This is a genomic window from Nostocoides australiense Ben110, from assembly GCF_001050535.1.
GTDB lineage: Bacteria > Actinomycetota > Actinomycetes > Actinomycetales > Dermatophilaceae > Nostocoides_A > Nostocoides_A australiense.
Window position 1 is genome coordinate 191,398 of the sequence record NZ_HG764815.1, and the last position, 23,143, is coordinate 214,540.

Sequence of the window (23,143 nt, forward strand, 5' to 3'; positions counted from 1 at the left end):
GGCTGGCCACGGAGGCCGGTGACCGCCGCGTGCCGGGACTACGCGACGCCATCGCCAAGGACGTATGGGTCGTCGGCGAAGGCCCGGGGCCGCGCGCGTCCGGGGCGACACCCGCCGAGCCGGTGATCACCGGCAGTCATGGGCGCGTCGCGTCGGTCCCGCTGCCGCCACGCGCGGCCGACGACCTGTATTGGTTCGGCCGGTATGCCGAGCGCGCGGAGTCCACCGCCCGGCTGATCATGGTGGCCGACGACCTCGTCGAGGACCACGTGCGGCGCCCCGGCACACCCGGATACGAGGCGATGCAGGTGCTTCTCGACGCCATCGACGGCGTCACCGTCGTGCACCGCGACCGACCCTCCCGGCGGGACGCCGCTCCCCGGCAGCAGGCGGACCGGCCGAGCGCACCGCTCGCGCACCTGCATACGCTCACCTTCGACGGCGCCCGCTCGGGGACGGTGCGCTATTCGGCACGCCGGGCAGCACGCGCCGCTGGTCAAGTGCGACAAGTCCTTTCGCTCGACACGTGGATCGTCCTGAGCCGGCTCGAACGCACCCTCACGACGCCGATCGACCCCAGCGAACAACTCCAATCCGTGCTCGCCCGCACCATCGAGTCCTTCCTCGCGCTCTCCGGAATCGCCGCCGAAGGCATGATCCGCGATGCCAGCTGGGCCTTCTTCGACGCCGGCCGGCGGGTCGAGCGCGCCCAGGAAACCGTGCGGCTGCTGCGGCACGCCCTCGGCGAACCGCATGCCCGCCGTGTCGACACGCTCGTGCTCGATGCGGTCCTGCGGTCTCGGGAGAGCCTGATCTCCCACCGCCGCCGGGTCGCCGAGCGGCACCCCGCCGACACGCGCCTCGCGATCGCCTTGGACCTGCTCCTGACCGACGCGAGCAACCCCCGCGCGCTGACCTATCAACTCACCCAGCTGGTCGCGGATGTCGGCACGGTGAAGACGCCCGTGCGCGAAGCCCTGAGCGCCGCGACCACGGTGCTCGACGGGGGCGACATCGTCGCCCTGGCCCGGGACCGCGACCAGCTGACGGCGTGGCTGCGCGAACTGGAATCGTCCTTGCGCGCCGTGTCCAAGGCTCTCGACACGACCACGTTGCGGCACCGCTCGCCCGGTTTGGCGTTCGAGGAGCCGCGGTGAAAGCCGTTCGCGCCGAACATCATTCGTCGCGGCGCTATGAGGTGCGCCATGTGACGACGTATGCCTATCCCGACGATGTCACCTCGTCCTACGGCCGGGCCTGCCTGCGTCCGCGAGACACCCCCGAGCAGCAGGTGCTCGAGCACACCATGCAGATCGACCCGGTGCCCGATGCCTTCGTCGAGCATGTCGACCCCCCCCCCAACCACAGCCACTATCTCGAGATCCACACCCCGCACCGCACCCTGCGCGTGGCCAAGCAGAGCATTCTCTGGGTCCACCGGCCCGCGCCCGACCTCGGTGCCCTGGACGCGTGGACCGTGGCGGCCGCCGCCGCAGTCCCGGACAGGGAGGCGCCGCTGGAGCGCGCGGCATACCTGCTGCCCTCCACCTTGGTCGACCTTGCCCCCGAGGTCCGGGCGTATGCCGAGCGCTACCTCCCCCCGGACGCGGGCCTGGGCGCCGGGCTGGCCGCTCTGACGACGGGCATCTTCACCGGCTTCCGCTATGCCAAGGGCGCGACGACGGTGCGCACCACCCTGCCGCAACTGCTGCAGATCGGCGCCGGTGTCTGTCAGGACTTCGCCCACTTGGCCATCGGCGCCCTGCGCTCCGTGGGCATCCCGGCACGCTATGTTAGCGGCTATCTCGAGACGAGCCCGCCGCCGGGCAAACCCAAACTTCAGGGTTCGGACGCGACCCACGCGTGGGTTTCGGTGCGCACGCCGGACGGCAGCTGGCTCGATCTCGATCCGACCAACGACTGTGTGGCAGACTCGCGCTACCTGATCACCGCCTGGGGCCGCGACTACCGCGACGTCTCCCCACTCAAGGGCGTGATCTTCACCGAGGGAAGCGGCAGTTCCCTCGACGTCAGCGTGGACGTCACTCGATTGCCCGACTGACAGGACCCCCGCCATGACCGACAATCCCGCGCTGAGCCGCGACGTCTCCGCCCACCTCACCGCCCGCGTGACGCAGGAGGCGGAGATCGTGCTGAGCCTCGCCACGGCATACCGCCCCTCGCAGGAAGAGCTGAGCATCACCGTCGACGGTGCGCCCGTGCCTTGCGAACAGGTGGTCTCGACCCACGACACGCGCCTGCACATCGTGCCCAAGACGCCTGTTGGCACGCTCGAAGTGCGTTATGCGGCAAAGCTTTTCGGCGACTTGCCGATCGATCCACGACGCGACGGTCCGGCTGATCGAATTCTCTATCTGCGGCCGAGCCGCTACTGCGAATCCGACACCCTCGCCGAGGTCGCGGCGGCCGAGTTCGAGGGGTTGGCCGGCAAGGACCTGCTCGACGGGGTCAGCTCCTGGGTGGGCCAGCGGCTCGCCTATGTCAGCGGCTCGAGCCGCCCGACCGACGGCGCCGTTCAGACCTATCTGTCCCGGGCCGGAGTATGCCGCGACTTCGCCCACCTGGTCATCGCGCTGCTGCGGGCGCGGGGCGTGCCGGCGCGGCTGGTGTCGGTATATGCCCCGGGTCTGTCGCCGATGGACTTCCACGCCGTGGCCGAAGCCTGTCTGGACGATCGGTGGTATGTCGTCGACGCCACCACCCTTGCCCCGCGCGCCGGGATGGTCCGGATCGCGACCGGCCGCGACGCCTCCGACACCGCGTTCCTCACCGTGCACTCCGGGCGCCTCGACCTGACCGGGATCGAGGTCAACGCGACGATGTCCCCCGCCCTCCCCGACGACGACGTCACCGCGCTGGTCTCGCTGGCCTGAGACGAGACGCGACCCCCGTCGAGAGCGCACGACACGCCGTTAACACTCGGTGTTTACGGCGCGTCGTGCACTCTCCACTGTCTTTCGGGTCCAGGGCATCGACCGCTGCCGGGCGTAGACCGCGAGTGGCGTCCGGCAGCGATCGACCCTCAAACCAGGCCGTGGCGGGCCCGGCTGGCCTGCTCCTGCTTGCGGAATTGTCCGAAGCGGGGCAGGAACTTGTCCCAGTCGATGATGTGGGCGTCGATCTCGGGGCCGTCGATGCAGGCGTGCTTGCGCACGGTCTTGCCCTCGATGGTCACCGGGACCATGCAGGCGCCGCACATGCCGGTGGCGTCGACCATGATGGAGTTGAGGCTGGCGACGGTGTGCACGTCATACTTCTTGGCGAGATCGGCGACGGCCCGCATCATCAGCGGCGGGCCGATGGTGACGACCTCGGCGATGCGCCGACCGGTCCCCGCTCGAGCAGCCTCGAGCATGGTCTCCAGCGGCGTGGTGACGAAACCCTCGACGCCGAAGGTGCCGTCGTTGGTCGCGTAGACGACCTCCAGCGTGTCCGGGAACTCCCGCTGCAACCCAGCCATCCGCTCGTCCTCGCCCGTCCAGAACAGCAGTGAGGCAGAACGGAATCCGGCGATCAGCGTGACGTGGTTGCCGCGCCGCAGGTGCTCGCGGGCGATCGGATAGACCGGCGGCAGGCCGAGCCCGCCGGCGGTGAAGACGACGGTCTCGGTGGCCGGGTCGTAGGCGTTGATCTCGCTCGGCCGGCCCAGCGGGCCGGCGATCCCGGCGAAGGAGTCACCGACGTTCATCTGGTTCATCTCGATGCTCGAGGTGCCGACGCCCTGGATGACCAGGCAGATCGTGCCCTTCTCGGTGTCCCAGTCCGCGAGGGTGAGCGGGATGAGTTCCCCGTCCTCCCACGGCAGCACGCGCACGAATTGACCGGCCTGCGCCGCCTCGGCGATCACCGGCGAGTGCACGATGATCTCCTCGATCCCGTCGGCCAGGTGCGCCTTGGCGACGATGACCTGGCTCGCCGAGGCGCGCTCGGTGTAGTCCTTGGCCTTGGCCACCATGAGCGGGATCTGGTCGGCGGGGACGTCGAGATGCCCGATGATCTCGCGCGCGGCGGCTTGGCCGTCGCCCGCGGCGTTGATCGCCGTTGATCCGCCGCGGGCGGCGTCTCCTCCGGAGTACACCCCCTCGATGGACGTTTCTTGAGATCCCTTGTGCTCCAGGTCGATCGTGCCCCACTTGGTGGTATGCAGTGTCGGCTCGGAGTCCTTGACGATCGGGTTGGCAGCGTTGCCGAGTGCCATGATGACCAGATCGGCCTTCATCGTCTCGGTCTGGCCGGTGGGGACCGGGCGCCGGCGGCCGGACGCGTCGGGCTCGCCGAGTTCCATGACGTCGAGGATGGCGGCGGAGACGAAGCCGGTCTTGTCGTCGCCGAGGAATTCCGTCGGACCACGCAGGACGAGCAGCTTGATGCCCTCCTCCAGCGCGTGTTCCAACTCCTCGACGCGGGCCGGCATCTCGGACTGGGTGCGGCGATAGACGATCGTCACGTTCCCACCCAGGCGCTTGGAGGTGCGAGCCGCATCCATGGCCGTGTTGCCGCCGCCGATGATGAGGACTTCCTTGTCCTTGACTTCGGGCAGCGGTGTCTCGTAGTCGTCGCGCAGCCCCTGCATGAGGTTGACGCGGGTGAGGAACTCGTTGGCGGACATGACATTCAGGTAGTGCTCGCCGGGCACGTCCATGAACCGGGGCAGCCCGGCGCCGGTGCCGACGAAGACCTTGTAGAAGCCGTTCTCCCGCAACTGTTCGATCGTCGCCGTCTTGCCGACGACGAAGTTGGAGACGAACTTGCCGCCGAGCAGCTTGATCTTGCCGACGACGTCGTCGACGAGCTCGTTGGGGAGGCGGAACTCGGGTATGCCGTAGCGCAGCACGCCCCCGAGCGCATGGAAGGCCTCGAACACCGTCACCGGGAAGCCTTCTGCCGCAAGCAGATAGGCGTTGATCAGCCCCGACGGCCCCGAGCCGATGATGGCCACCGGAGGCTTGCTGGCCACCAGCCACGGGTCGCGCCGATGGGCGAAGCGTGCCGCATCGCCGTCGGGGTTGACGAGCTTCTCCCGCTCGGGCAGGAACCATTCGAGTTGGCCGATGGCGATCGGCATCTTGTTCTGGATGCACACGCCCTGGCACTGCAACTCCTGCGGGCACACGCGGCCGGTGACATCGGGCAGCGGGTTGCACGATTCGATCAGTTCCATCGCCTCGTGGAACTTGCCGGTCCCGACGAGCTCCAACACCTTGGGGATGTGGATCTTGACCGGGCAGCCGCCCTTGAGGTCCGGCTTGCCGGCGATGTGCACGCCGACCTCACACGGCTTCTCCTCGCATTGCTTGTCGCGCAACGCTTCCAGCCACACGAAGAGGTCGACCTCGGCCCGGCTGTAGCCGACGTTCATATAGCCGAGATAGCCCTCGTTGACCAGACCGAAGTCGTGGGAGCGGTCCTCGGGTTCGCGAATGTGCGGCGGGATGGAGTTGCCCGCCGGCCAGTCCACCGACAGGCCCTTGAACATCGGATAGCTGTCGGAGAGATGGGCATCGAGCGCCCGGACGAACTTGCGCTTGCCCTTCAGCGGCTGTGCCCACAGGAAGCGCATGATGACCCGGGACGCGTCGTCCTCGCGCAGCAGCACCTTCCACAATTCCTTGACGAAGTCGGCGCCCAACTCGTCCTGAGAGAACTCCCACATCACGGCGTTCATGCCGTCGTCGATGAACATCTGCCGGAAGGTCGCCGGCTCGGCGATCAGCCGCCGCTTGAGCAACTCGATCTGCCGGTTGTAGGACTCCACCGCGTCGCTGTGCTCCAGCGTGGCGACCTGCGCCTGGGTGGCGGCGAGTTGGTCGCTGGCGGCCAGCCACTCGTGCAGTTCGCCGGTCATTGGATGATCTCCGCGTCGCAGGTCTTCTTGACCCGGTCCATCCGCTTCTCCAGATCCGGCGTGATCTCGACGCTCTCGAGCGCACCGGGGATCATCCGGGCGACCTTCTGCGGCAGCCCGTCGATGATCATCGTGTGCTGCTCGAACAGCTGCGGCAGCTCCTGATAGCAGGTGCCGCAGTCGTTGCACTTCGGGATGTCGACCTCGTCCAGCCAGATCGGCGCGTCGATCACGGCGGTTGCAGCCTCGGCCGGCGCGGCCGCCGGGGCTGCGCCACCCGGCATACCTCCGGCGCCGCTCGGGCGCACGGGGATGGCCGAGCCGAGCGAGACCGGAGCGCGGCTGGAGGAGGCGAGCGAACTCATCGCGTTGGCGATCTCGTCGATCGCGTTCTCGCGCGCCCGCATCGCCTCGTCATACCGCGCCTGCAGATCCTTCAGGTCGGAGGTGTGCAGTGCCGTCAGCTGGGCCTCGTGGACGCCGGAGAGGTACTGGAGCATCTGCCAGTAGCGGCGCCGGTCCTTCACGAGCGAGACGATCGAGGCCGAGCACTGCACCTTGATGAGCTTCTGGTCGTCGTCGGTGGCCCAGATGAAGGGCACCTTGGAGGCCTGTTGCTCCTTGGGCAGTTCGATGTATTCGTCCATCGGCACCGCTACGGGTTCGAGGTCGGTCGGCAGCCGGTGGAACTGCTTGCGGAAGCGGGTCTCGCCGAGCGCGAACTCCGCCGGCGTCAATGCGGCCTTCATCAGCTGGATGTTGCCGTCGTCGTCCTTGTAGGCGAGATCCGTTGTCGTCCAGGTCTTCTCGATGTCGGGGTTGCCCTCCAGGGAGAACCAGTCGTGCAGGGTCGAGCCGCGCCGTGGGTCGTGCACGAAGACCGGGTTCATCCGGGACTCGACCGCGAGCCGAGCGCGGGCCGCCGAGGCGTCCTCGCTGATGCCGTGCTCGGATCCACACGGGGTGTAGATGTCGAGCACCGCCGGCGCGTCGGTGTAGCGGAGGAACTCCATCGCATTGGTCAGGAAGTGTCCCTGGATGGCGGTGCTCGTCGCGCACACGAAGACGTGCGGGTGGAAGGAGGCGAGCAGGCCGAGTTCCTTGCGGGACTCGTGCTTGCCGTCGTGCGCCGACCCGAAGCGGGAGAGGTCGGAGTCCTGCGCCGTCAGACTCGCCGTGGAGGCCTGCCCGCCGGTGTTGGAATAGACGCCGGAGTTGAGGACCATGACCTTGATCGGGGTGTCGGAGGCGAGGATCCGCGACATCGCGCCGAAGCCGATGTCGTAGGAGGCGCCGTCGCCACCGATGGTCAGCACGGTCGGCATCAGGTCGAGTTCGGGCTTGGTGAAGTCGCCCCACCCGAGCATCGTCAACTGCTTGTCATGGACGGCCGGGTCATAGCTGTCGCTCAGCTCCAGCTCGGCCAGGCGCATCGCCTTGACATCCGTAACCAGTTGCGCCGCAGTGCCTTCGAAGATGCCCTTGGCCAGTGGCTGGGCGTCTTGGAAGAGGCTGTTGACCCACGGGTCGGTGTAGGGGTTGAACGGCATCGTCGAGGCGTAGACGCTGCTGCAGCCGGTGGCGTTGGCGATGATCGTCGACGCCGGGCCGGTGCCGGTCGGGCCGCCCTCGAGCAGATAGAGCCGGTGCTCGAGCGTCTTGATCGCGCCGTTGATCCGCTCGCGTCGCTCGTCGCTGTCGACGGTCGAGGCCTTGGCGTAGAGCCGGTCGATCAGGCCGATGAGCTCCTTGGTGTGCGCCTTGCGCCGCCGCTCGCCGAGGGCGTGCGAGGTCGACATGACGAGCCGGATGGCTGTCACCTCACCGCAGCCGCGGCAGCCGCCGTGCCCGCCGGTGGTCGCCCAGAAGTTGGCGTGGTCGAGCATGAGCCGCTTGATGTCGCCGTCGGGGCTGTCGGAGCCCTCGACGAAGCGGGTGGGCGTGTTCGGGTTCGCCGTCATGAACGCGAAGCGCTCCTGGAGCGTGGCGAGCACGCCGGCGTCCTGCTCCTGCACGGTCAGGGCCCCCGGTCCGCAGACCTCGACGCACTCGAGGCAGCCGGTGCACTTCCACGGGTCGATCGTCGCGGCGAACAGGCCGCCGGTGCCCGGCTCGTCCTTCTCGGGTGAGTCGAAGAACGGGCGAGTGCGCGCCACCGGGTAGGTCGCGAGCTTGGCCACGAGCTTGTCGACCGTATGCTGCATGGTCGGGTCCGTCGCGACGCTCGCCGCGGCGGTGGCCACGATCTCGTGGAACGGCTTTTCTTCCCTGTGCCGCAACGCTTCTCGGGTGCGTTCGGCGATGCCGAAGATCTCCTTGCGGAGCACATCCTTCTGTCCGTCGGTGGCGTCGATCTCGGTGACCGCCGTGAGGATCAGGTCGTGTATCTCGTGGACCGTGTTGGGGATCGCCGCGTCCGGGCAGACCAGCGCGCACTCCATGCAGCCGGTGCAGATGTCGGGGTTGAACGCCGGCACCTCACGCCGGAAGAGGCCCTTGTCCTTGCCGGCGGCGGTGCCGGGCGGCATGAACAGACCGGCACCCGGGAGCACCGGGGCCTCGCCGATGGTGCCCTCGCGGAAGGGTCGCGCCATCAGGTCCTCGTAATAGGTGGGGTCGAACAGGCCGGAGGTCCGCTCCGCGCGAGCGCTCGGGCACATCGACGCCGACAACGCCACCGTGAGCAGGGGTTTCGGCGCCGGGTGGTCGTCGATCTCGAGGAAGGCCGCGGTGTCGTAGTCGATCTGCGTCGTTGCCTCGATGCCGTCGAGGATGACGGACATATTGCTCTCGACGACGGTCTCGCCCTTGCGGCCGAACTTCTTCTCGATCTGCTTGTGGACGCGCTCGAGGATCTGGTCGCGCGAGGCACCGTGGGCGACGCGGTCGACGTGGGCCGCGACCGCACCGATGAACGCGATGCCCATCATGCGAGTCTCGAGTTCGGGGATCGGCGCGTGCTTCTTGGCCACCGTGAAGGCGTCGACGACGAAGAAGCGGATCTTCTTGTCACGGATCGTCTTTCGCGCACCCCGCGGCAGGTCCGCCCAGACCTGCTCGGGGCTGAGGTTGGACTGGAGGATGAACGTGCCACCCTCGGCCAAGCCCTTGAGCGGGTTGGTGTGGATGAACGCCTTGTGGTCGGGCGCGATGACGACTTCGACGTCCTCCAACTCGGCGTTGGTCGTCAGGATCGGCTCCGGCGAGAGCGTGATGTAGTAGTTCGTCGGCGCGCCGGACTTCTCCGAGCCGTATTTCGGCGCCGACTTGCTGTGCATCCCGAGGACGCCGGCGAGGATGTCGGTGAGCAGCTTGCCCGTCGCGATCGTGCCGTAACCGCCGACGGAGTGGAAGCGGATCCGCATCCCTTCTGCCGGAAGGAGATTCGGGTTCGGCTCGGTCTCGAGCGCCATGAGTTCAGTCTCGGGGTATGCCGCGCGCAGCCGCTCCTGGAGCTGCGCCATGTGCGGGTCGGGGTTCTTGTCGAAGAACTGCGACCCGAGATAGATGAGCGGAGGAAGGGTGCCTGCATCCAGCGCCTTGAACGCGGCATTCAGGTGGCGCGGCTGCAGGTCGTGTCCACCCAGGCCGAAGATGGCCGTGGTCAACACGGGCGACTGAGCCAGTGCGGGGATTCCGTTGTGCCGCTGCGACTCCGCGTTCTGCTGCGCCTTGAACAGGGCCGCCGTGACGAGGGACGTCAGCGCCGTCTGGTCGGAGCGCTCCAGGACGATGACGGACTTCTTGCCCGCGAGCGCAGCAACGACCTCGGCCTCGGGGAAGGGCTGCAGCATCTTGACGGAGACCAGGCCGGCCTTGATGCCCTGCTCGCGCAGGTAGGGCAGGACGGCGCGCACGTCGTCGCAGACCGAGCCGAGCCCGACCATGACGACCTCGGCGTCGTCGGTGTCATAGGTGTGAACCGGGGTGTAGGTGCGGCCCGTCAGTTCCGAATACTCCGCCATGGCCTGGCGCACCAGCGACGGCACGGCGGAGGCGAAGTGGGTGCGGTGGTCGACGGCGCCGGCCTGGAAGTCGGGCTGGTTCTGCACCGGCCCGGTCAGGCCGGGGTTGTTGACGTCGACGAGGGAGGGCACCAGCTGGCGCGTCCCCTTCTCCCACGCATTGACCCATTGGCGACGCCACGGCCCCTTGAGGTCCTCGGGGACCCAGGCGAGCGTCATACCCACCAGCTCTCCGTCGTTGTCCTTCTCCACCTCGTCCGCCTTGGCGGCGAGGAAAGCCTGCAGCGCCGCAACATCATCCGCCGGGATGTCCCGGCCGTGGCGACGCAGGAACCCCTCCAACTGGAAGACCCGGCCCTTGGCGCCGAACAGCATCTCCTGCGCCAGCGTCGGGCAGGCGATCCGGCCGGCGGGGTCACCCAGATATTCGCGCAGCAACTCCGGCTCCGGCATCAACGCCTCGGAGAGCATGTGGCTCGTCGAGAAGCCGTCCATCGCGTTGGCGACGGGGATCAGCGAGAGCGAGGAGGCGCGGTAGGAGATCGCGGCGAGGTCGGCGGCCTCCTGCGGGTTGGCGCCGAAGAGCACGGTGTAACCGGAGGACAGCAGCGCGTAGATGTCGTCGTGGCCGGCCATGACGTTGAGGGAGTGCTTCGACACCACACGCGCGGCGACCTGCAGCACGAAGCCGCCGATCTTCTTGCCGACGGTGACGAAGTGGGACTCCATCGCGTAGAGGATGCCCTGGCTGGAGGAGGCGTTCGAGATGAACGCGCCGCCGGTCAGGGCCGCGCCGAGCGCACCGGACTGGGCGGAGTGCTCGCCCTCGGGCTCGAAGAAGAACGCGTGCTTGCCCCAGACGTTGACACCACCCTCGGCGCGCGCGGCTTCATACAGCTCGGAGATCTCGGTCGAGGGGGTGATGGGGTAGCCGATGACCCCGCCGCAGACCTGGCTCATGACGTGAGCCACGGCGGCGTTGCCGTTGATGACGGTGGGTTGCCCCGGGTACTTCGCTGTGTTCGCGGTCATTTCGTTTCCTTCACCGGATTGCCACATCCGGTCTCGTCGGCCGCGCGCCACCGCGGCCCTGTCGCGGTTGGAGTCCTAGGTGTCGGACTCCTCGGGGTCGACATGCGGGAAGAATCCCGACGTGCCAAGTTCGGGTGATTCAAAGAGGTCCGTGGCGAAGTCCTCCGGCGGGGGCTGGTCGAGGACGTCCGATTCCGCTCGGGTCATCACGTCGCTCATCGCCTGCCTCCAGTCGTAGGTGACTCATCGGCAGCGGGCGGCAAACCTCGACCCCTTGCGCGGCGCACCACGTGGTGGCCGACGCTTGTCCTCGCTGTGGACCTTTTCATCAAGTCACTTCGCGCGGAGGAACGCAAGATGGAACGGAGTGGATTACGCCACACCGCGACGGGTGTCGGTCCTCGTTCCTAGAGTCGCGGGTATGACGTCGCTCCAGTTCTCGTCCGATGCCCTCGACCGCTCGCGCGCCTGGCTGGCTGCTCATGGCCGGCCTCTCGAGCGGGTGCGGCTCGCGCAGGTGCTCGGCACGGCCACCCCCGGTCAAGTCACCGATGCCGTGTCCGCCTATGCCAACTCCGACGGCGGGGTCGGCAACGCACTCGAGTCCGACTGCCGCGCACCGGAATCCAGTGCCCTCGGTGCGCTGACGGCGCTCGACATCCTCCGGGCACACCGCGTGCCGGGTGACCATCCGCTGGTGGGTCAGGTGTGCCGATGGCTCGTCGAGAGTGTCGAGTCCGATAGGCAAGGGCGCTTGGTATGGCCGTTCCTTCCCCCGTCGGCCCAGGCCAGTCCGCATGCGCCCTGGTGGGACCAGAGCGAGCCGGGTCAGCTCGCCGAGACGTTTGCCGGGTATGCCGCGAACCCGGGTGTCGCGTTGACCGCTCACCTGTGGCGGCGCGAGGTGGCTGCGCCGGGGAGCGTGCCTGCCGAGATGCTGGCCCAACTCACCCAGCAGGTGCGCGATGTGGCTGCTGACGGTGTCTCGGCGGAGGAAGTGAACGCCCACGATGCGTTGGCGCACTTCGCCGGAGAAGCCGCCACGCCCGCGGACGCGCGGGAGGCGGTCACGGCATACCTCCGTCGGGTGCTTCCGGAGCGGGTGATGGCGACGGAGGCCGACTACGCGACATACGGGATCCACCCGCTGTGGATCGCGCCCACGCCGGCGCACCCGCTCGCCGCCGCCCTGGCCGACACGCTGCCGATGGCTCTCGACCGGACGATCGCGAGCCAGCAGCCGGACGGCTCGTGGGCGACCTTCTGGGACTGGGGTGGCTGGCACCCGGATGTCTGGCCACAGGCCGAGCAGGAATGGCGCGGTTCGCTGATCGTCCGCAATATCGCCGCCCTGCTGGCTCATGGCCGGGTGGTTCGCCCGTAGCGGTGGGTTCGGGCATTACGCTCGGCGCCACACCGGTCGCCGATTCCCGAAGGAGCCCTCATGCGCCGACCCAATGTCACTGTCCTCGGCGGAGGGTCGTGGGGCAGTGCGATCGCCTCGATCGCCGCTCGAAATGCGCCGACTCTGTTGTGGGCGCGCGACGAGGCCACGGTCGCGGACATCAACGAGCGGCACGTCAACTCGCGCTACCTCGACGACCTGCCTTTGAATCCTGCGCTCCGGGCGACGAACGATCTGGAGCACGCCATCGCGACGGCAGACGTGCTGGTGCTCGGCGTGCCGTCACAAGCCTGCCGGGGAGTTCTCACTGAAGCAGCCGAGCACCTCCGCCCGTGGGTGCCGATCGTCTCGCTCGTCAAGGGCTTGGAGCAGGGCAGCCGGCTGCGGATCACGGAGGTCGTCCGCGAGACCCTGCCGGGCCATCCCGTCGGTGTGCTCAACGGGCCTAATATCGCGCGCGAAATCGCGGCCGGGTACGCCGCCGCCGCGACGCTGGCGATGCCTGACCAACAGCAGGCGGAGTCACTGCAGAATCTGTTGCGCTCCACCATGTTTCGCGTCTACACCTCAACCGATGTCGTGGGTGTCGAGGTGGCCGGGGCGCTGAAGAACATCTTCGCCATCGCGACCGGATTCGGCGACGGCCTGGAGGCCGGTGACAACACCCGGGCCATGGTCATCACCCGGTCGCTGCGCGAACTCTCGCGGCTCGGAGTCGCGATGGGCGGGCACGAGCAGACCTTCTCCGGACTCGCCGGGATGGGCGATCTCATCGCCACTTGCACCTCCCCCCATAGCCGCAACCGCCGCGTCGGCATCCGCTTGGCTCAGGGCAAGACGCTGCCCGAGATCGAGGCCGAACTGAAGCAGGTCGCCGAGGGCGTCAAGTCCGCCCCCGTCGTCATGGAGCTGTCCCGAGAGCATGGCGTCGAGATGCCCATCGCCCGCGAGGTCGACGCCGTCCTCAACCACGGCCAGACCGCCGTCCGTGCCTACCGGGGATTGCTGCGGGAGGCGCCGGAGCACGAGTTCCACGGCGATGCCTGGTAGGGGCTCCCCTTGTCAGGACCGGTGCTCCGGACCTCTCACGGCGACTGCGCCGTGTCACGGTGAACCACCGCCGATCATCGGCCGACGCGACCTGGACAGAGTCGATTCTGCACCACTGTCAGTGGTCAGTGCTATAAGCTCGGCGCACACGTAATCCCTTGGGAGACAATGATATTTCTCGAAATGGGGGTTGCGCGATCAGTCGAACAGATGTAGCATGAGGTATGGCAGTCCACCCCAGCACACCACGCGATCCCAGGTCCGGTGACCTCGGGATCAGCGACGTGCTGAACCTCGTGCGCGACTGCACCGCCGCGCTGTCATCCGTGCGTCAGGAGGTCGGCGCAGCCACCGAAGCGCAACTTCTCGACCTCGTCAGCGAACTGGGCGAACTCGCCTTGTGGAGTGACGCCGCGGAGGTCGCCGTCGTCGGCGACGCTCTCACCCGCGGCCTGCCCGCCGCCTCTCAGGTGCCTCTGAGCCCCGCCGACTGGATCGCCACGGCCTCGCGGCGGCATACCCGCGGTTCGGCGTCCCGCGTGGTGAAGATCGCCGAGGCCCTGCGGTCGCCGACGATCACCCGACCCGCCGGGGCGTTGGCCCCCGGCCAGGACGGCGAGGTTCTCGGCGAGGCGATCCTCGGCGCCGTCGTGCCGCTGCCCTGCGGCCAGGTCGCCATGGACGAGATGCGGCGCCTGGCACCAGATCTGCAGCCCGCCTTCGTGCCGGCAGCGTGGGAGGCCTACGCCCTCGTGGGGGCAGGCGGCGACCCACGAGAGGTCCGGCGCATCCGGCCCGAGCTGTATGCCCGCTTCGGCCGCCCCGACCGGTTGAACGATCGCGACGAGGGAGCCCGCAAGCATGCGTTCCTCTCCACCGGCGCCGTCGACCCGGTCGACGGCCTGACTGACTACCGGATGTCTCTCAGCGCCGAATCCGCTGCGATCCTCGAGGCCGCGCTCGACCGTCTCACCAAACCCCAACCCGGCCCCGACGGGGGCGCCGACCCCCGCTCCTACCCCACCCGACGAGCCGATGCCTTGATCGAACTGGTCCGGCGCGCGACGACACACGGCGTCGTCCCCACCGTCGCGCCCGACACCGGCGCCGGGCTCCAGGGGGATGGCCAGGGCCGCCCAGCCGCCGATCGCCGAGCCGCCGAACGCCCAGCCGCCGGGCGTCCGGCCAGCCAGGTGAGCCTTATCGTGCGCCTGGGTGACCTGCGCGACGAGGACGGTTGCGCCACCACCATCACCGGCCTGGACGCCGGGCGCTACCTGTCGATCGCGACCGCCCGGCTGCTGTCGTGCAACACGATGCTCGCCCCCATCATCGTGGACGAGCACGGCACGCCGATCATCATCGGTCACAGCAAACGGCTTTTCACCAGCCAACAGGTGCGAGCCATGCAACTGCGCGATGACGGGTGCTCTTTCCTGCACTGCAGCAGGCCGGCCGGCTGGGCCGATGCTCATCACCTGATCCATTGGGCCGACGGCGGTGCCACCGAGATCGACAACGGCGCGTTGCTGTGCAACTACCACCACCACGTCGTCCACTCCCGACGCCTCGCCGGCTGGGTCACCACCGACCCACCCGACGACACGCTGGGACGACCTCCCGGGAGCAGCGAGACCAGCGACGCCGAGGACCTCGCGCGCCGCCGGGACCGCGGCGAGCCCGCAGCTGCCGACCGGCCGGCCGGGCCACCCCGCGTGCACTGGGACTTGACCCCCGGCAGTTACGACCGGCTTCTAGCCGCCCGCGCCGGCGGCAGCGCCGCCTGACACTCGCCGTCCCGTCGCGGCGATTTCCGCTGCCCTGTCAGTCGGCCGGCTGTCAGTCCGCTGCCCTGTCAGTCGGCTGGCTGTCATTCATCTGGCTGTCAGTCGAATGTCCGGCGCATGGCGATGCGTTTGTGGCCCGCGTGATTGCCGCGCACCTCACCCAGAGGCGTGAAGCCGGCATCATCGAAGATGGTGCGCATCCCGGGGTAGGCCAGCGTCCTGTCGATTGTGTCCCCCTGGTTGTCGACGGGGAAGCCGTCGATGGCTTTGGCGCCCTTGCTCTTTGCGTAGTCAACGGCCCCGTCGAGCAGCGCTCGGGTGACGCCCGACCCAGTCCCCCACAGGCTGGCCGGCATGCGCACCTACGGCGACTCTTCGCCATCGGCGAGTTCCGAGCCCTGTTCGTCTCCCGCTGCCTCGTCATCGCCAGCCTCAGCTTGGCCTCGCTCGCCCTGGCCACGCTCGCCTACAAGGAGACCGGGTCGCCCATTCTCAGTGCGCTGGCCCTCGTCGGCGGTTCGCTGCTGACGCTGCTGGGATCGCTGACCGCCCTGAGCCTGTTCGACGGGCTGGACGCGCGCAGCGCCATCCTCCTCGTCATCGCCGTCACCGGAGCGCAAGCCGCATTGCAGGCCGTCCCTGGGTTGCCGTTGCCCGTGCGGTTCGCCGTGCTGCTCGCGGGGGTCAGGGCCCGACCCATACCTGCGCGTCCGGGGAATATCCTCGCCGAGACCCACCGGGTCAACGCCCATGTGCTGGGCTCGCCCATCCTGCGCCCGATCATGCTCAGCGCGTGGCTTCCCAATGGCCTCATCGTCGGATGTGAAGCCCTCTTCATTCCCTACGGAGGCAAGGCGTGGTCCGGCTTCCTCTTCGCGGCCGCAGCGGGCGGGATGCTCCTCGGCGACATCGTCGTCGACCGCATACTGACCACCGACCGCCGGGACCGGCTGCTGACACCGCTGCGCCTGCTGCTGGCACTGCCCTACCTCGGCCTCCTCTTCCACACGCCGGTCGGCGTGGCGTTGGTCCTGGGATTCGTCGCCAGCGCCGGCTACTCGGCTTCCCTTGTCTTGCAGGAGCGGCTCGCCCATGAGGCGGATCCGGACGTCGAAGGGCAGGTCTTCGGACTCTTCGGCAACGGGCAGATGGTGGGACAGTCCCTCGGCGCCCTGGCCGGTGGGCTGCTCGCCACCGTGCTGTCGCCCGCTACCTCGATGGGCCTCCTCGTCGCGGCGTCGGTGCTCGTCACCGTGTCCTTGAACGCCGGCCTGCGCCGCTCCCGACGCAGCCTCCCCAACGTCTGACGCCTCATACACTCGCGCGTATGCCGCTGACCCCCTCCCGCCGCTCTGAGGTCCCGCCGTTCACCGTGATGACGGTGCTGCAAGCCGTGGCCGAGGCCCGCGCCCAGGGACGCGAGGTCATCAGTCTGTGCGCCGGCGAGCCCGGGCAGGGCGCGCCCGGGCCGGTGCGCGACGTCGCCGCTCACCTCATGATCAACGAGATTCCGTTGGGCTACAGCGAGACTCGCGGTCTGCTCGCGCTCCGTCAGGCCATCGCCGGTCACTACCTGAAGTGGTACGACCTCGACCTCGACCCCGAGCGGATCTGCGTGACAACCGGCAGCTCCGGGGCCTTCCTCCTCGCCTTCTTGAGCGCCTTCGACCCCGGCGACCGGGTGGCGGTCGCCCGGCCCGGCTACCCGGCATATGTCAACATCCTGCGCTCGCTCGGGTGCGAGGTCGTCGAGTTGGACACCGGCGAAGAGGTGCGCTTCCAGCCGACGGCCGAACTCTTGGCGGCGGCGCACACCCAGGCACCGCTGACCGGCGTCATCCTGGCGAGCCCGGCAAATCCGACCGGCACGATGATCGCCGACACCGAACTCGAGGCGATCCTCACGTGGTGCCGCGACAACGAGGTCCGCGTCGTCAGCGACGAGATCTATCACGGTGTGACCTTCACCGGCTCGGTCGGCACCTGCGCCTGGCAGTTGGATGAGAACGCCGTCGTGATCTCTTCCTTCAGCAAGTACTGGGGCATGACCGGGTGGCGCCTCGGGTGGATGCTCATGCCCGCTGACCTCGCACCGCGGATCGACGCCCTCGCCGGCAATCTCGCCCTCTGCGCGCCGGTGCCCGCCCAGCATGCGGCGGTCGCCGGGTTCACCGAGGAGTCGTATGCCGAGTGCGAACGCGCCGTTGCCGGATTCGCGCTCGCCCGCAAGATCGTCCTCGATGCCATCCCGCGACTCGGCTGGGCCGGCGTCGCCCCCGCCGATGGGGCCTTCTACGTGTATGCCGGGATCCGCGATCAGCTTGGGCCATATGCCGATTCGGTCGCCTGGTGCTCGGCGCTGCTCGCCGAACAGGATGTCGCCGTCACCCCCGGCACTGACTTCGACGGGGCGCACGGACACGAATACATCCGGTTGTCGCTGGCCCGGGGCCCGGACGCGGTCGCCGAGGCGATCCGCCGCATACTCCCATTCCAGCACTCCCTGGCCAACCGAGGAACCTCTGCTAGTGTCCCGCGCCGGAAGTTCTAATGAGAAGTCTTCCGAGGGATTTGAGGATGTCTTCGGCGGTTTTGGTCCAGATGAAGGGTTTGGGGTCGGTGTTCCAGGTCTTGATCCAAGCAGAGGTTCCTTGGGAGGGAACGGGTTTCACGCCCGGGCGGCGCGCATCTGCTCGGTGAAGACCTCTGTGGAGACGGCCGCGATGAGGGCGACGGCTTCGGTGATCTCGCGGAGCTCCTGCTCGAAGCGGGCGGCCCGCTCGGAACGGTCCGGGCCGTCTACCAAGACCCCTTGGTTGTCCGCCAGTTGCAGGCCGGTGGCGAAGAGGAGCGCCGAGACCGGGTCCGCCGAGGCGACCCGGCGCTGGGCGATCAGTTGCTCGCCGTAGGCGAGGGCGTCCTTGGTGACCTGGGCCTTGTCGATCGGTCCCGCTGCGCCATGGTGGGCGAGCACGTCGGCGACGATGCCGTAGGCCTCGAAGAACGGCCGGAGACTCACGGGTGCGACGAGCGGCATCCGGCCGCGCAGCATCGTGCGGATATCGAAGTCGGCGGCAGTCAATTTCGCCTCCCACCCGGGGTCGGCCATCGCCATCTGCGCGGCGATCTGCTCGCGATAGACCGACTTCTCCTGGAAGTAGAAGTCGAACTTCAGCAGATCCCGCAGGCGGTCGACCGCGCGCCAGAACCGCTCCAATCGCTTTGTGCCGGAGTCGGATCGGGCGGCGAGCGCCAGGGCGATCTCGCAGATGGCGCCGAGCTGGAAGAACTGGATGATCGAGTTCCGATAGAAGGTCGCGGCGAGTTGCTTGTCCGGGCCGATGAGCCAGACGACGTCCCGTGCGCCCTCGACGCGCGTGACGATGCCGGACGCCGCGAGAGCGCGCAGCACCTGCTCGACGCCGGCTTCCGCGCGCAGGTTTGGCACGCTCGAGGCCAGCGGGGCGGCGAGGTTCTCGAGATAGTCCAGGACCTGGCTGAGCGCGACCGTGACCTGTCGCGAGGTCAGGGCGGCACCTTGCGTCGCCAGCAGCGTCGCGGTGACCAGTGCCGTCGGTGTCACCGGCATCGCCATGTTGATCCGCCAGGCCACCTCGAAGGCCATCTTCTGCAGGGCGAGCGCACGCCTGGCCTCGTCCTGGGCGATCTCGCCATTGGGCGGCCCCATGAGCGATCGCATCGAGACCGGTTCCGGATAACGGATGTAGATCTTGCCGAAGTTGCCCTGCCCCTGTGCCTTGATGAAGCCGTAGAGCCACTTCATCCCCTCGGCGGCCTTCTTGCCGCCGCGCGCGTATTCGGCATACTCGCCGACTTCGTGCAACTGGTCGAACGCGATCGAGACCGGTTGCAGGGCAATGTCGTCCGACCGGCCCTCGATGTAGGCATCGGCGACGAAGGACAACAACCCGAGCTTGGGAGGAAGCATCTTGCCCGTGCGAGAGCGCGTGCCCTCGATCGACCACGAGAGGTTGAACCGCTTCTCGGCGAGATAGCCGACGAACTCTTTGAGAAGGAACTTGTAGAGAGGGTCGCCGATAGAGCGTCGGATGAAGATGACACCGCTACGCCGCAGGATCGCGCCCATCGGGCCGAACGACATATTGATGCCGGCGAACATGTGCGGCAGCGGGAGACCGTTCTCGTGGAGCGATGCCGCCAGCACCGGGGTGTCCAGATTGGAGCGGTGCGACCACAAGAAGATAACGGGGCGCTCGGCCAGTGTCTGCTTGAGCCGCGAGATCTCGGTGGTGTCGGTGTCGATCGTGGGGTCGAAGCCGCGCTGGAACACCGCGCGGCCCACGCGAGGGTAGACGTCGATGAACAGCCGGCCCCACCCGGTCGCCATCTCTTCGAGGATCTCCTCGACCTTCTCCTCACTCGTTGCGTCGGGGCCGAGTTCGAGCCGAATCCGTTGCAGCCCGGCCTGGAAGTGCTTGTTGGCGAGGATCTCGTCCTTGACCAGTTTGGCCGACTTGAACTGTGGCCCCAGCAATTGGGCCTCCGCGCGCTGTAGGGCCAGTCGGGCCCGGCGAATGACGAATCTCGCGAAGCCGTCGGCATCTGCGGCGGGATCCTTCCCGGACTCGACGTAGCGCTCCCGGAGGGTCGCCACGCTGGCGCTCGCCCCCTCGGTCACGCGGCCTCGATCGGGCTCCTTGCGCGCGATCGCGCCTTGCTGGCGCGGTGTCGGCTTGTAGGGATTGTGTCCGCGCGCCAGGTCGCGCAGCCGCACCTTACGCTCGCCGTCCGTGTGCTCGGACGGCAGCCAGGTCACCCCCATCGGCAGCAGTTCGACGTCCCCGAACTCCGCCAACCGCACCCGCAGGCCCTCGATATCGGCCGGTGACGCCTTGGCCCGGGGCACGCCGAGGACTTCCGGCGCGTCCGGACCGTCACCGAAGAGCTGGCGGACGCGGTCCCGGACCAGCCGTTCCTCGACGGCGGTGCGCGTGACCGCGAAGACGACAAGGCGGCCAGCGACGGTGCGTTCAGAAGCGGTGCGTTCAGAGACGGTGCGTTCAGACACGAGGATCCCCTTCGGCAGGCCAGTTGCTCAGCACGTCCAGATACAGATCACGCACCCCGTCAATCCGTTCGACGAGTTCCTCCTCGGGCCACTGGGATACTGAAATTGGTTGCAGCACGGCTATATTCACGGTGCCCGGGTTCACGGTCATCGAGTCGCGAGCCGCAACGTCGTCGGCATTGCCGATCACGATCGGCACGACGGGCACACCGGCAGACATGGCCATCCGGAAGGCGCCCTTCTTGAAGGCGCCGACCTCATGCGTGTCGTAGCGGTGACCCTCAGGTGACACGACGACGGAGATGCCCTTCGCGAGAACCCGTTCGACGTCCTGCATGGAGGACACCGCCGCGTCGGTGTTCTCCCGGTCGATGAAGGCGATGTCCATGGCCCGGCCGAAGGTGCCGAAGAGCGGGTTGGACTTCAGTTCGTGTTTGGCGACGCCCGTGAAATCAGTGCGCACCACCGCCGACACGATGAACGTGTCCATCGCGGTGCGGTGGTTGAAGATGAAGATCGCCGGCCGGTGTGCATCGAGGTTGTGCGCCCCGACGACGTTCAGCTTCACGCCTTGTGCTTCGAGCAGCGCCCGGGGCCACAGGCCCGTGACGACATTGAGACCTGAGCGCTTGCTGCCGGTGATCGCTCCGACCACGGCCGCGCCGGCGGCGGTGATCGGGGCCAGCAGTGACGCCCCGATCAGGTTGCGGACCAACGACTCCCGGCCATCGATACCGCGCGTCGAATAGCGCGAGATCGGCCAGCCGCGTTTCTTGGCCACCTTGGCCATCAGCGGTCCGGGGTTGGTCGGGCGCGGATTGCCGACCAGGTGCATCAGCGCGACATCCTCGTCCCCGTCGGCATAGAAGTAACAGTCGGCGAGATCGACACCGGCAGACGCGGCATACCGCTGGGCCGCTGTGGCCTTGCCCTCTCCCCAGATCACCGGCTCCACCAGACCACCGGTCAAGGTGCCGTCGGCGTCCACCACGAACTGATTGCACACCACGTCGTCGATGCCGAGATAGTCGGCGACCGGTTGCACCTGCATGCTCGTCGCCGACGAACACAGCACGACGCGATGTCCCCGCTCGCGGTGCGCCCGCACCAGCGCCCGGGTCTCGGGATAGAGCAGATCGGCGACCTGGTCACCGAAGACCTTCTCCCCCAACGCATGCAGCTCATCCAGCGTGCGCCCGCGAAAGACGGACGACGCCTGTTGTACCAGGCTCTCGAACGGTGCCGCGCCCGCCTGATAACTCAGCCCCAGGCCGACCATGCGCAGGAAGTCGAGAACGCCGATGTCCCGGTTGCGCAGCCCGGCCTTGGTATAGATCGTGACCGTGTACCCGGCGACGAGTGTGCCGTCGAGGTCGAAGAAGGCCGCGATGTGATCACCCTCGGGTGAACCGAGGACCTCGGCGACGGTGCCGGGGACCCGGGGGGCGGAGTTCACCGGGCCCGCTTACGCGTTGCCGCCGCTCGCGTCCCGGACGCGGCCCGCGCGGCGGGAACCTTCGGCGACGGGGCGAGCCGCGCGGCCTTCTTCTTCACGACGGGATGTGTTCCTGCCAATGGCGCGATGACACCGCCGGCGGCCAACACCTCGGCGAACCCCTCACGCAAGCACTTCTCGAGCAGGTCATCGTCGACGAAACTCGCTGTGTCATAACGGAAACCGATGAAAGCACGCCCCAGGCGAGTGATCATCGTGGCCATCATCCCGACGCCCGGCACCGGGCCCATGCCGTATTGCGCGACGACCTGGGCCCCGGCCACGAAGGTCGGCCCGGGATAGGACATGACGTTGCTGCACTGGACGTCCACCGGCGCCACCGCGCCGACCAGCGGGTCCACCACGAGGTCCGGCAGCATCGCCGTCAGCGAGGACACGACACCCATCACGTCCAGCGCCGGCTCGTCGCGGCGCGTCGCCACGATCCGCCGGATCGCGGCGATCCGCGCGGCGGGATCGGCCTCGCCGATCGGCGCCGCCAGGATCAGGCCGGTCCACCGGTTGCCTCCCGCGTCGTCCGAGGTTGCGCGCAGGCTCACCGGGATCGCCATCGGCAGCGAGTCGACCGGCAGCCCGAGCCCCTCGTGATAGCGCCGCAAGGCGCCGCACATCGCGGCGAGATAGGCGTCATTGACACTGCCGCCCAACGCCTTTCCGGCAGCTTTCAACCCCGGCAGGTCGAGTTCCAGGGTCAGCATGCGACGCTGGATCCCGCGGCCCGCAAGCAGCGGCGACGGTTGGGCCTGGGCGACCGCGCCCAGCACGCGGCGCAGCGACGCGGCATACCCCAAGGCGCCGGAAACAGCGCCCACGGGATCGCCCACGGCCTTCAGTCCCAGCCCCAGCGCCGAACGCGTGACGCCCACGGCCCGCCACGGCAGTTCCTTGACGCCTTGCAGCGCCAGATCGTTCGGCTCCAGATCGTGCGGCACGGGCAGCTCGGGCATCGCCAGCCCGCGGCCTTCGCGCGTCAGGTCGTAGACCTGCGCGAACATCTCGACGCCACCGACGCCGTCGGTGATGGCGTGACTGAGCTGCGAGATCATGGCGGCGCCGCCACCCTCGAGCCCCTCGACCAGCGTGACCCGCCACAAGGGCCGCTGCAGATCCAGCGGGGTGATGAACAGCTGCTCGGCGAAGTCCAGCAACTCCCGGTGGGATCCGTTGCCGGGCAACGCCACTCGGCGCACGTGATAGGACAGGTCGAAGTCGGGATCGATCACCCAACGCGGTGACGTCGTCGGCGCGCTGGGCACCACCACCCGCTGACGCAGCCGCGCAACCGAGCGCGACGCCCGCTCGAAGGTCTCCAGGAATCGATCCCAGTCCGGCGGGGCCTCCAGCAGTTCGACGCTCAGGACGCTGCTGCGGGTGCGCGGATTGGCCTCACCGCGGTGCAAGAAGTGATCGGCCGCCGTCATCGGCACTTGGCCGGTCGCTGAACTCATGCGCCAAGGATCACGGGCGCCGGG

At 68.3% G+C, this 23,143-nt stretch carries 15 protein-coding genes; 8 read left to right on the plus strand and 7 right to left on the minus strand.

Annotated elements, in window-relative coordinates:
- The 3 genes from BN11_RS00920 to BN11_RS00930 all read left to right on the plus strand — a co-directional run.
- Positions 1–1,157: alpha-E domain-containing protein (locus BN11_RS00920; protein ID WP_048693243.1), on the plus strand; the 1,157-nt coding region annotated here is incomplete at its 5' end.
- On the plus strand, positions 1,154–2,062 hold the full coding sequence (locus tag BN11_RS00925) for a transglutaminase family protein (RefSeq protein WP_048693246.1): 909 nt from the start codon (positions 1,154–1,156) through the stop codon (positions 2,060–2,062). The genes BN11_RS00920 and BN11_RS00925, both read left to right, overlap by 4 nt.
- Before the next feature lie 31 nt (positions 2,063–2,093).
- The gene (locus BN11_RS00930) at positions 2,094–2,894 is read left to right on the plus strand and encodes a transglutaminase-like domain-containing protein (RefSeq protein ID WP_048700544.1); all 801 of its coding nucleotides are present in this window, start codon (positions 2,094–2,096) and stop codon (positions 2,892–2,894) included.
- Positions 2,895–3,043: 149 nt separating this feature from the next.
- Here BN11_RS00930 and BN11_RS00935 read toward each other — a convergent pair whose 3' ends face one another.
- The 3 genes from BN11_RS00935 to BN11_RS22315 form a co-directional block, all read right to left on the minus strand.
- The gene (locus BN11_RS00935; protein WP_048693249.1) at positions 3,044–5,866 is read right to left on the minus strand and encodes a sulfide/dihydroorotate dehydrogenase-like FAD/NAD-binding protein; all 2,823 of its coding nucleotides are present in this window, start codon (positions 5,864–5,866) and stop codon (positions 3,044–3,046) included.
- Positions 5,863–10,863 carry a 2-oxoacid:acceptor oxidoreductase family protein gene (locus BN11_RS00940; protein ID WP_048693252.1) on the minus strand — a complete coding sequence of 1,667 codons (5,001 nt, stop codon included), beginning with the start codon at positions 10,861–10,863 and terminating at the stop codon, positions 5,863–5,865. Before BN11_RS00940 ends, BN11_RS00935 begins: the two co-directional genes overlap by 4 nt.
- A 75-nt stretch (positions 10,864–10,938) precedes the next feature.
- A complete protein-coding gene (locus BN11_RS22315; RefSeq protein WP_157043916.1) occupies positions 10,939–11,082 on the minus strand; it encodes a hypothetical protein in 144 nt (47 codons plus the stop codon).
- A 202-nt stretch (positions 11,083–11,284) separates the two neighbouring features.
- Here BN11_RS22315 and BN11_RS00945 point away from each other — a divergent pair, with 202 nt between their 5' ends.
- From BN11_RS00945 to BN11_RS00955, 3 genes are all read left to right on the plus strand, one after another.
- Positions 11,285–12,247, plus strand: a complete 963-nt coding sequence (locus BN11_RS00945; RefSeq protein WP_048693254.1) for a hypothetical protein — start codon at positions 11,285–11,287, stop codon at positions 12,245–12,247.
- 60 nt (positions 12,248–12,307) lie between these two features.
- Positions 12,308–13,318: an NAD(P)H-dependent glycerol-3-phosphate dehydrogenase gene (locus tag BN11_RS00950; RefSeq protein ID WP_048693257.1), complete on the plus strand. Its 1,011-nt coding sequence runs from the start codon at positions 12,308–12,310 to the stop codon at positions 13,316–13,318.
- A 224-nt stretch (positions 13,319–13,542) separates the two neighbouring features.
- Positions 13,543–15,105 carry an HNH endonuclease signature motif containing protein gene (locus BN11_RS00955; protein WP_048693260.1) on the plus strand — a complete coding sequence of 521 codons (1,563 nt, stop codon included), beginning with the start codon at positions 13,543–13,545 and terminating at the stop codon, positions 15,103–15,105.
- Between the two features lie 98 nt (positions 15,106–15,203).
- On the opposite strand, the gene BN11_RS23320 is transcribed toward BN11_RS00955, so the two are convergent.
- The gene (locus BN11_RS23320) at positions 15,204–15,467 is read right to left on the minus strand and encodes a hypothetical protein (RefSeq protein WP_162213119.1); all 264 of its coding nucleotides are present in this window, start codon (positions 15,465–15,467) and stop codon (positions 15,204–15,206) included.
- A gap of 75 nt (positions 15,468–15,542) precedes the next feature.
- On the opposite strand from BN11_RS23320, the gene BN11_RS00965 reads away from it, so the two are divergent.
- Positions 15,543–16,412, plus strand: a complete 870-nt coding sequence (locus BN11_RS00965; protein WP_053083955.1) for an MFS transporter — start codon at positions 15,543–15,545, stop codon at positions 16,410–16,412.
- A gap of 20 nt (positions 16,413–16,432) precedes the next feature.
- Positions 16,433–17,656 (plus strand): pyridoxal phosphate-dependent aminotransferase, encoded by a 1,224-nt coding sequence (locus tag BN11_RS00970; RefSeq protein WP_048693268.1) that lies wholly within the window; start codon positions 16,433–16,435, stop codon positions 17,654–17,656.
- Positions 17,657–17,773: 117 nt separating this feature from the next.
- Here the strand turns inward: BN11_RS00970 and BN11_RS00975 are convergent, their stop codons facing one another.
- From BN11_RS00975 to BN11_RS00985, 3 genes are read right to left on the minus strand one after another with little or no spacing between them, the layout of a single operon-like run.
- Positions 17,774–20,155, minus strand: a complete 2,382-nt coding sequence (locus tag BN11_RS00975) for a glycerol-3-phosphate 1-O-acyltransferase (protein ID WP_053083956.1) — start codon at positions 20,153–20,155, stop codon at positions 17,774–17,776.
- Entirely contained in the window at positions 20,148–21,611 is a 1,464-nt protein-coding gene (locus BN11_RS00980) for an HAD-IB family hydrolase (protein WP_048693270.1), read from the minus strand. The genes BN11_RS00975 and BN11_RS00980 overlap by 8 nt, the downstream gene beginning before the upstream one ends.
- Positions 21,608–23,119 (minus strand): wax ester/triacylglycerol synthase family O-acyltransferase, encoded by a 1,512-nt coding sequence (locus tag BN11_RS00985; RefSeq protein ID WP_083433431.1) that lies wholly within the window; start codon positions 23,117–23,119, stop codon positions 21,608–21,610. The genes BN11_RS00980 and BN11_RS00985 overlap by 4 nt, the downstream gene beginning before the upstream one ends.
- Positions 23,120–23,143: the final 24 nt, after the last annotated feature.

Coding starts and splice junctions, on each gene's coding strand:
- BN11_RS00935 (WP_048693249.1), bottom strand. CDS start 5,866: ATGACCGGCGAACTGCACGAGTGGCTGGCCGCCAGCGACCAACTCGCC.
- BN11_RS00940 (WP_048693252.1), bottom strand. CDS start 10,863: ATGACCGCGAACACAGCGAAGTACCCGGGGCAACCCACCGTCATCAAC.
- BN11_RS22315 (WP_157043916.1), bottom strand. CDS start 11,082: ATGAGCGACGTGATGACCCGAGCGGAATCGGACGTCCTCGACCAGCCC.
- BN11_RS00945 (WP_048693254.1), top strand. CDS start 11,285: ATGACGTCGCTCCAGTTCTCGTCCGATGCCCTCGACCGCTCGCGCGCC.
- BN11_RS00950 (WP_048693257.1), top strand. CDS start 12,308: ATGCGCCGACCCAATGTCACTGTCCTCGGCGGAGGGTCGTGGGGCAGT.
- BN11_RS00955 (WP_048693260.1), top strand. CDS start 13,543: ATGGCAGTCCACCCCAGCACACCACGCGATCCCAGGTCCGGTGACCTC.
- BN11_RS00970 (WP_048693268.1), top strand. CDS start 16,433: ATGCCGCTGACCCCCTCCCGCCGCTCTGAGGTCCCGCCGTTCACCGTG.
- BN11_RS00985 (WP_083433431.1), bottom strand. CDS start 23,119: ATGAGTTCAGCGACCGGCCAAGTGCCGATGACGGCGGCCGATCACTTC.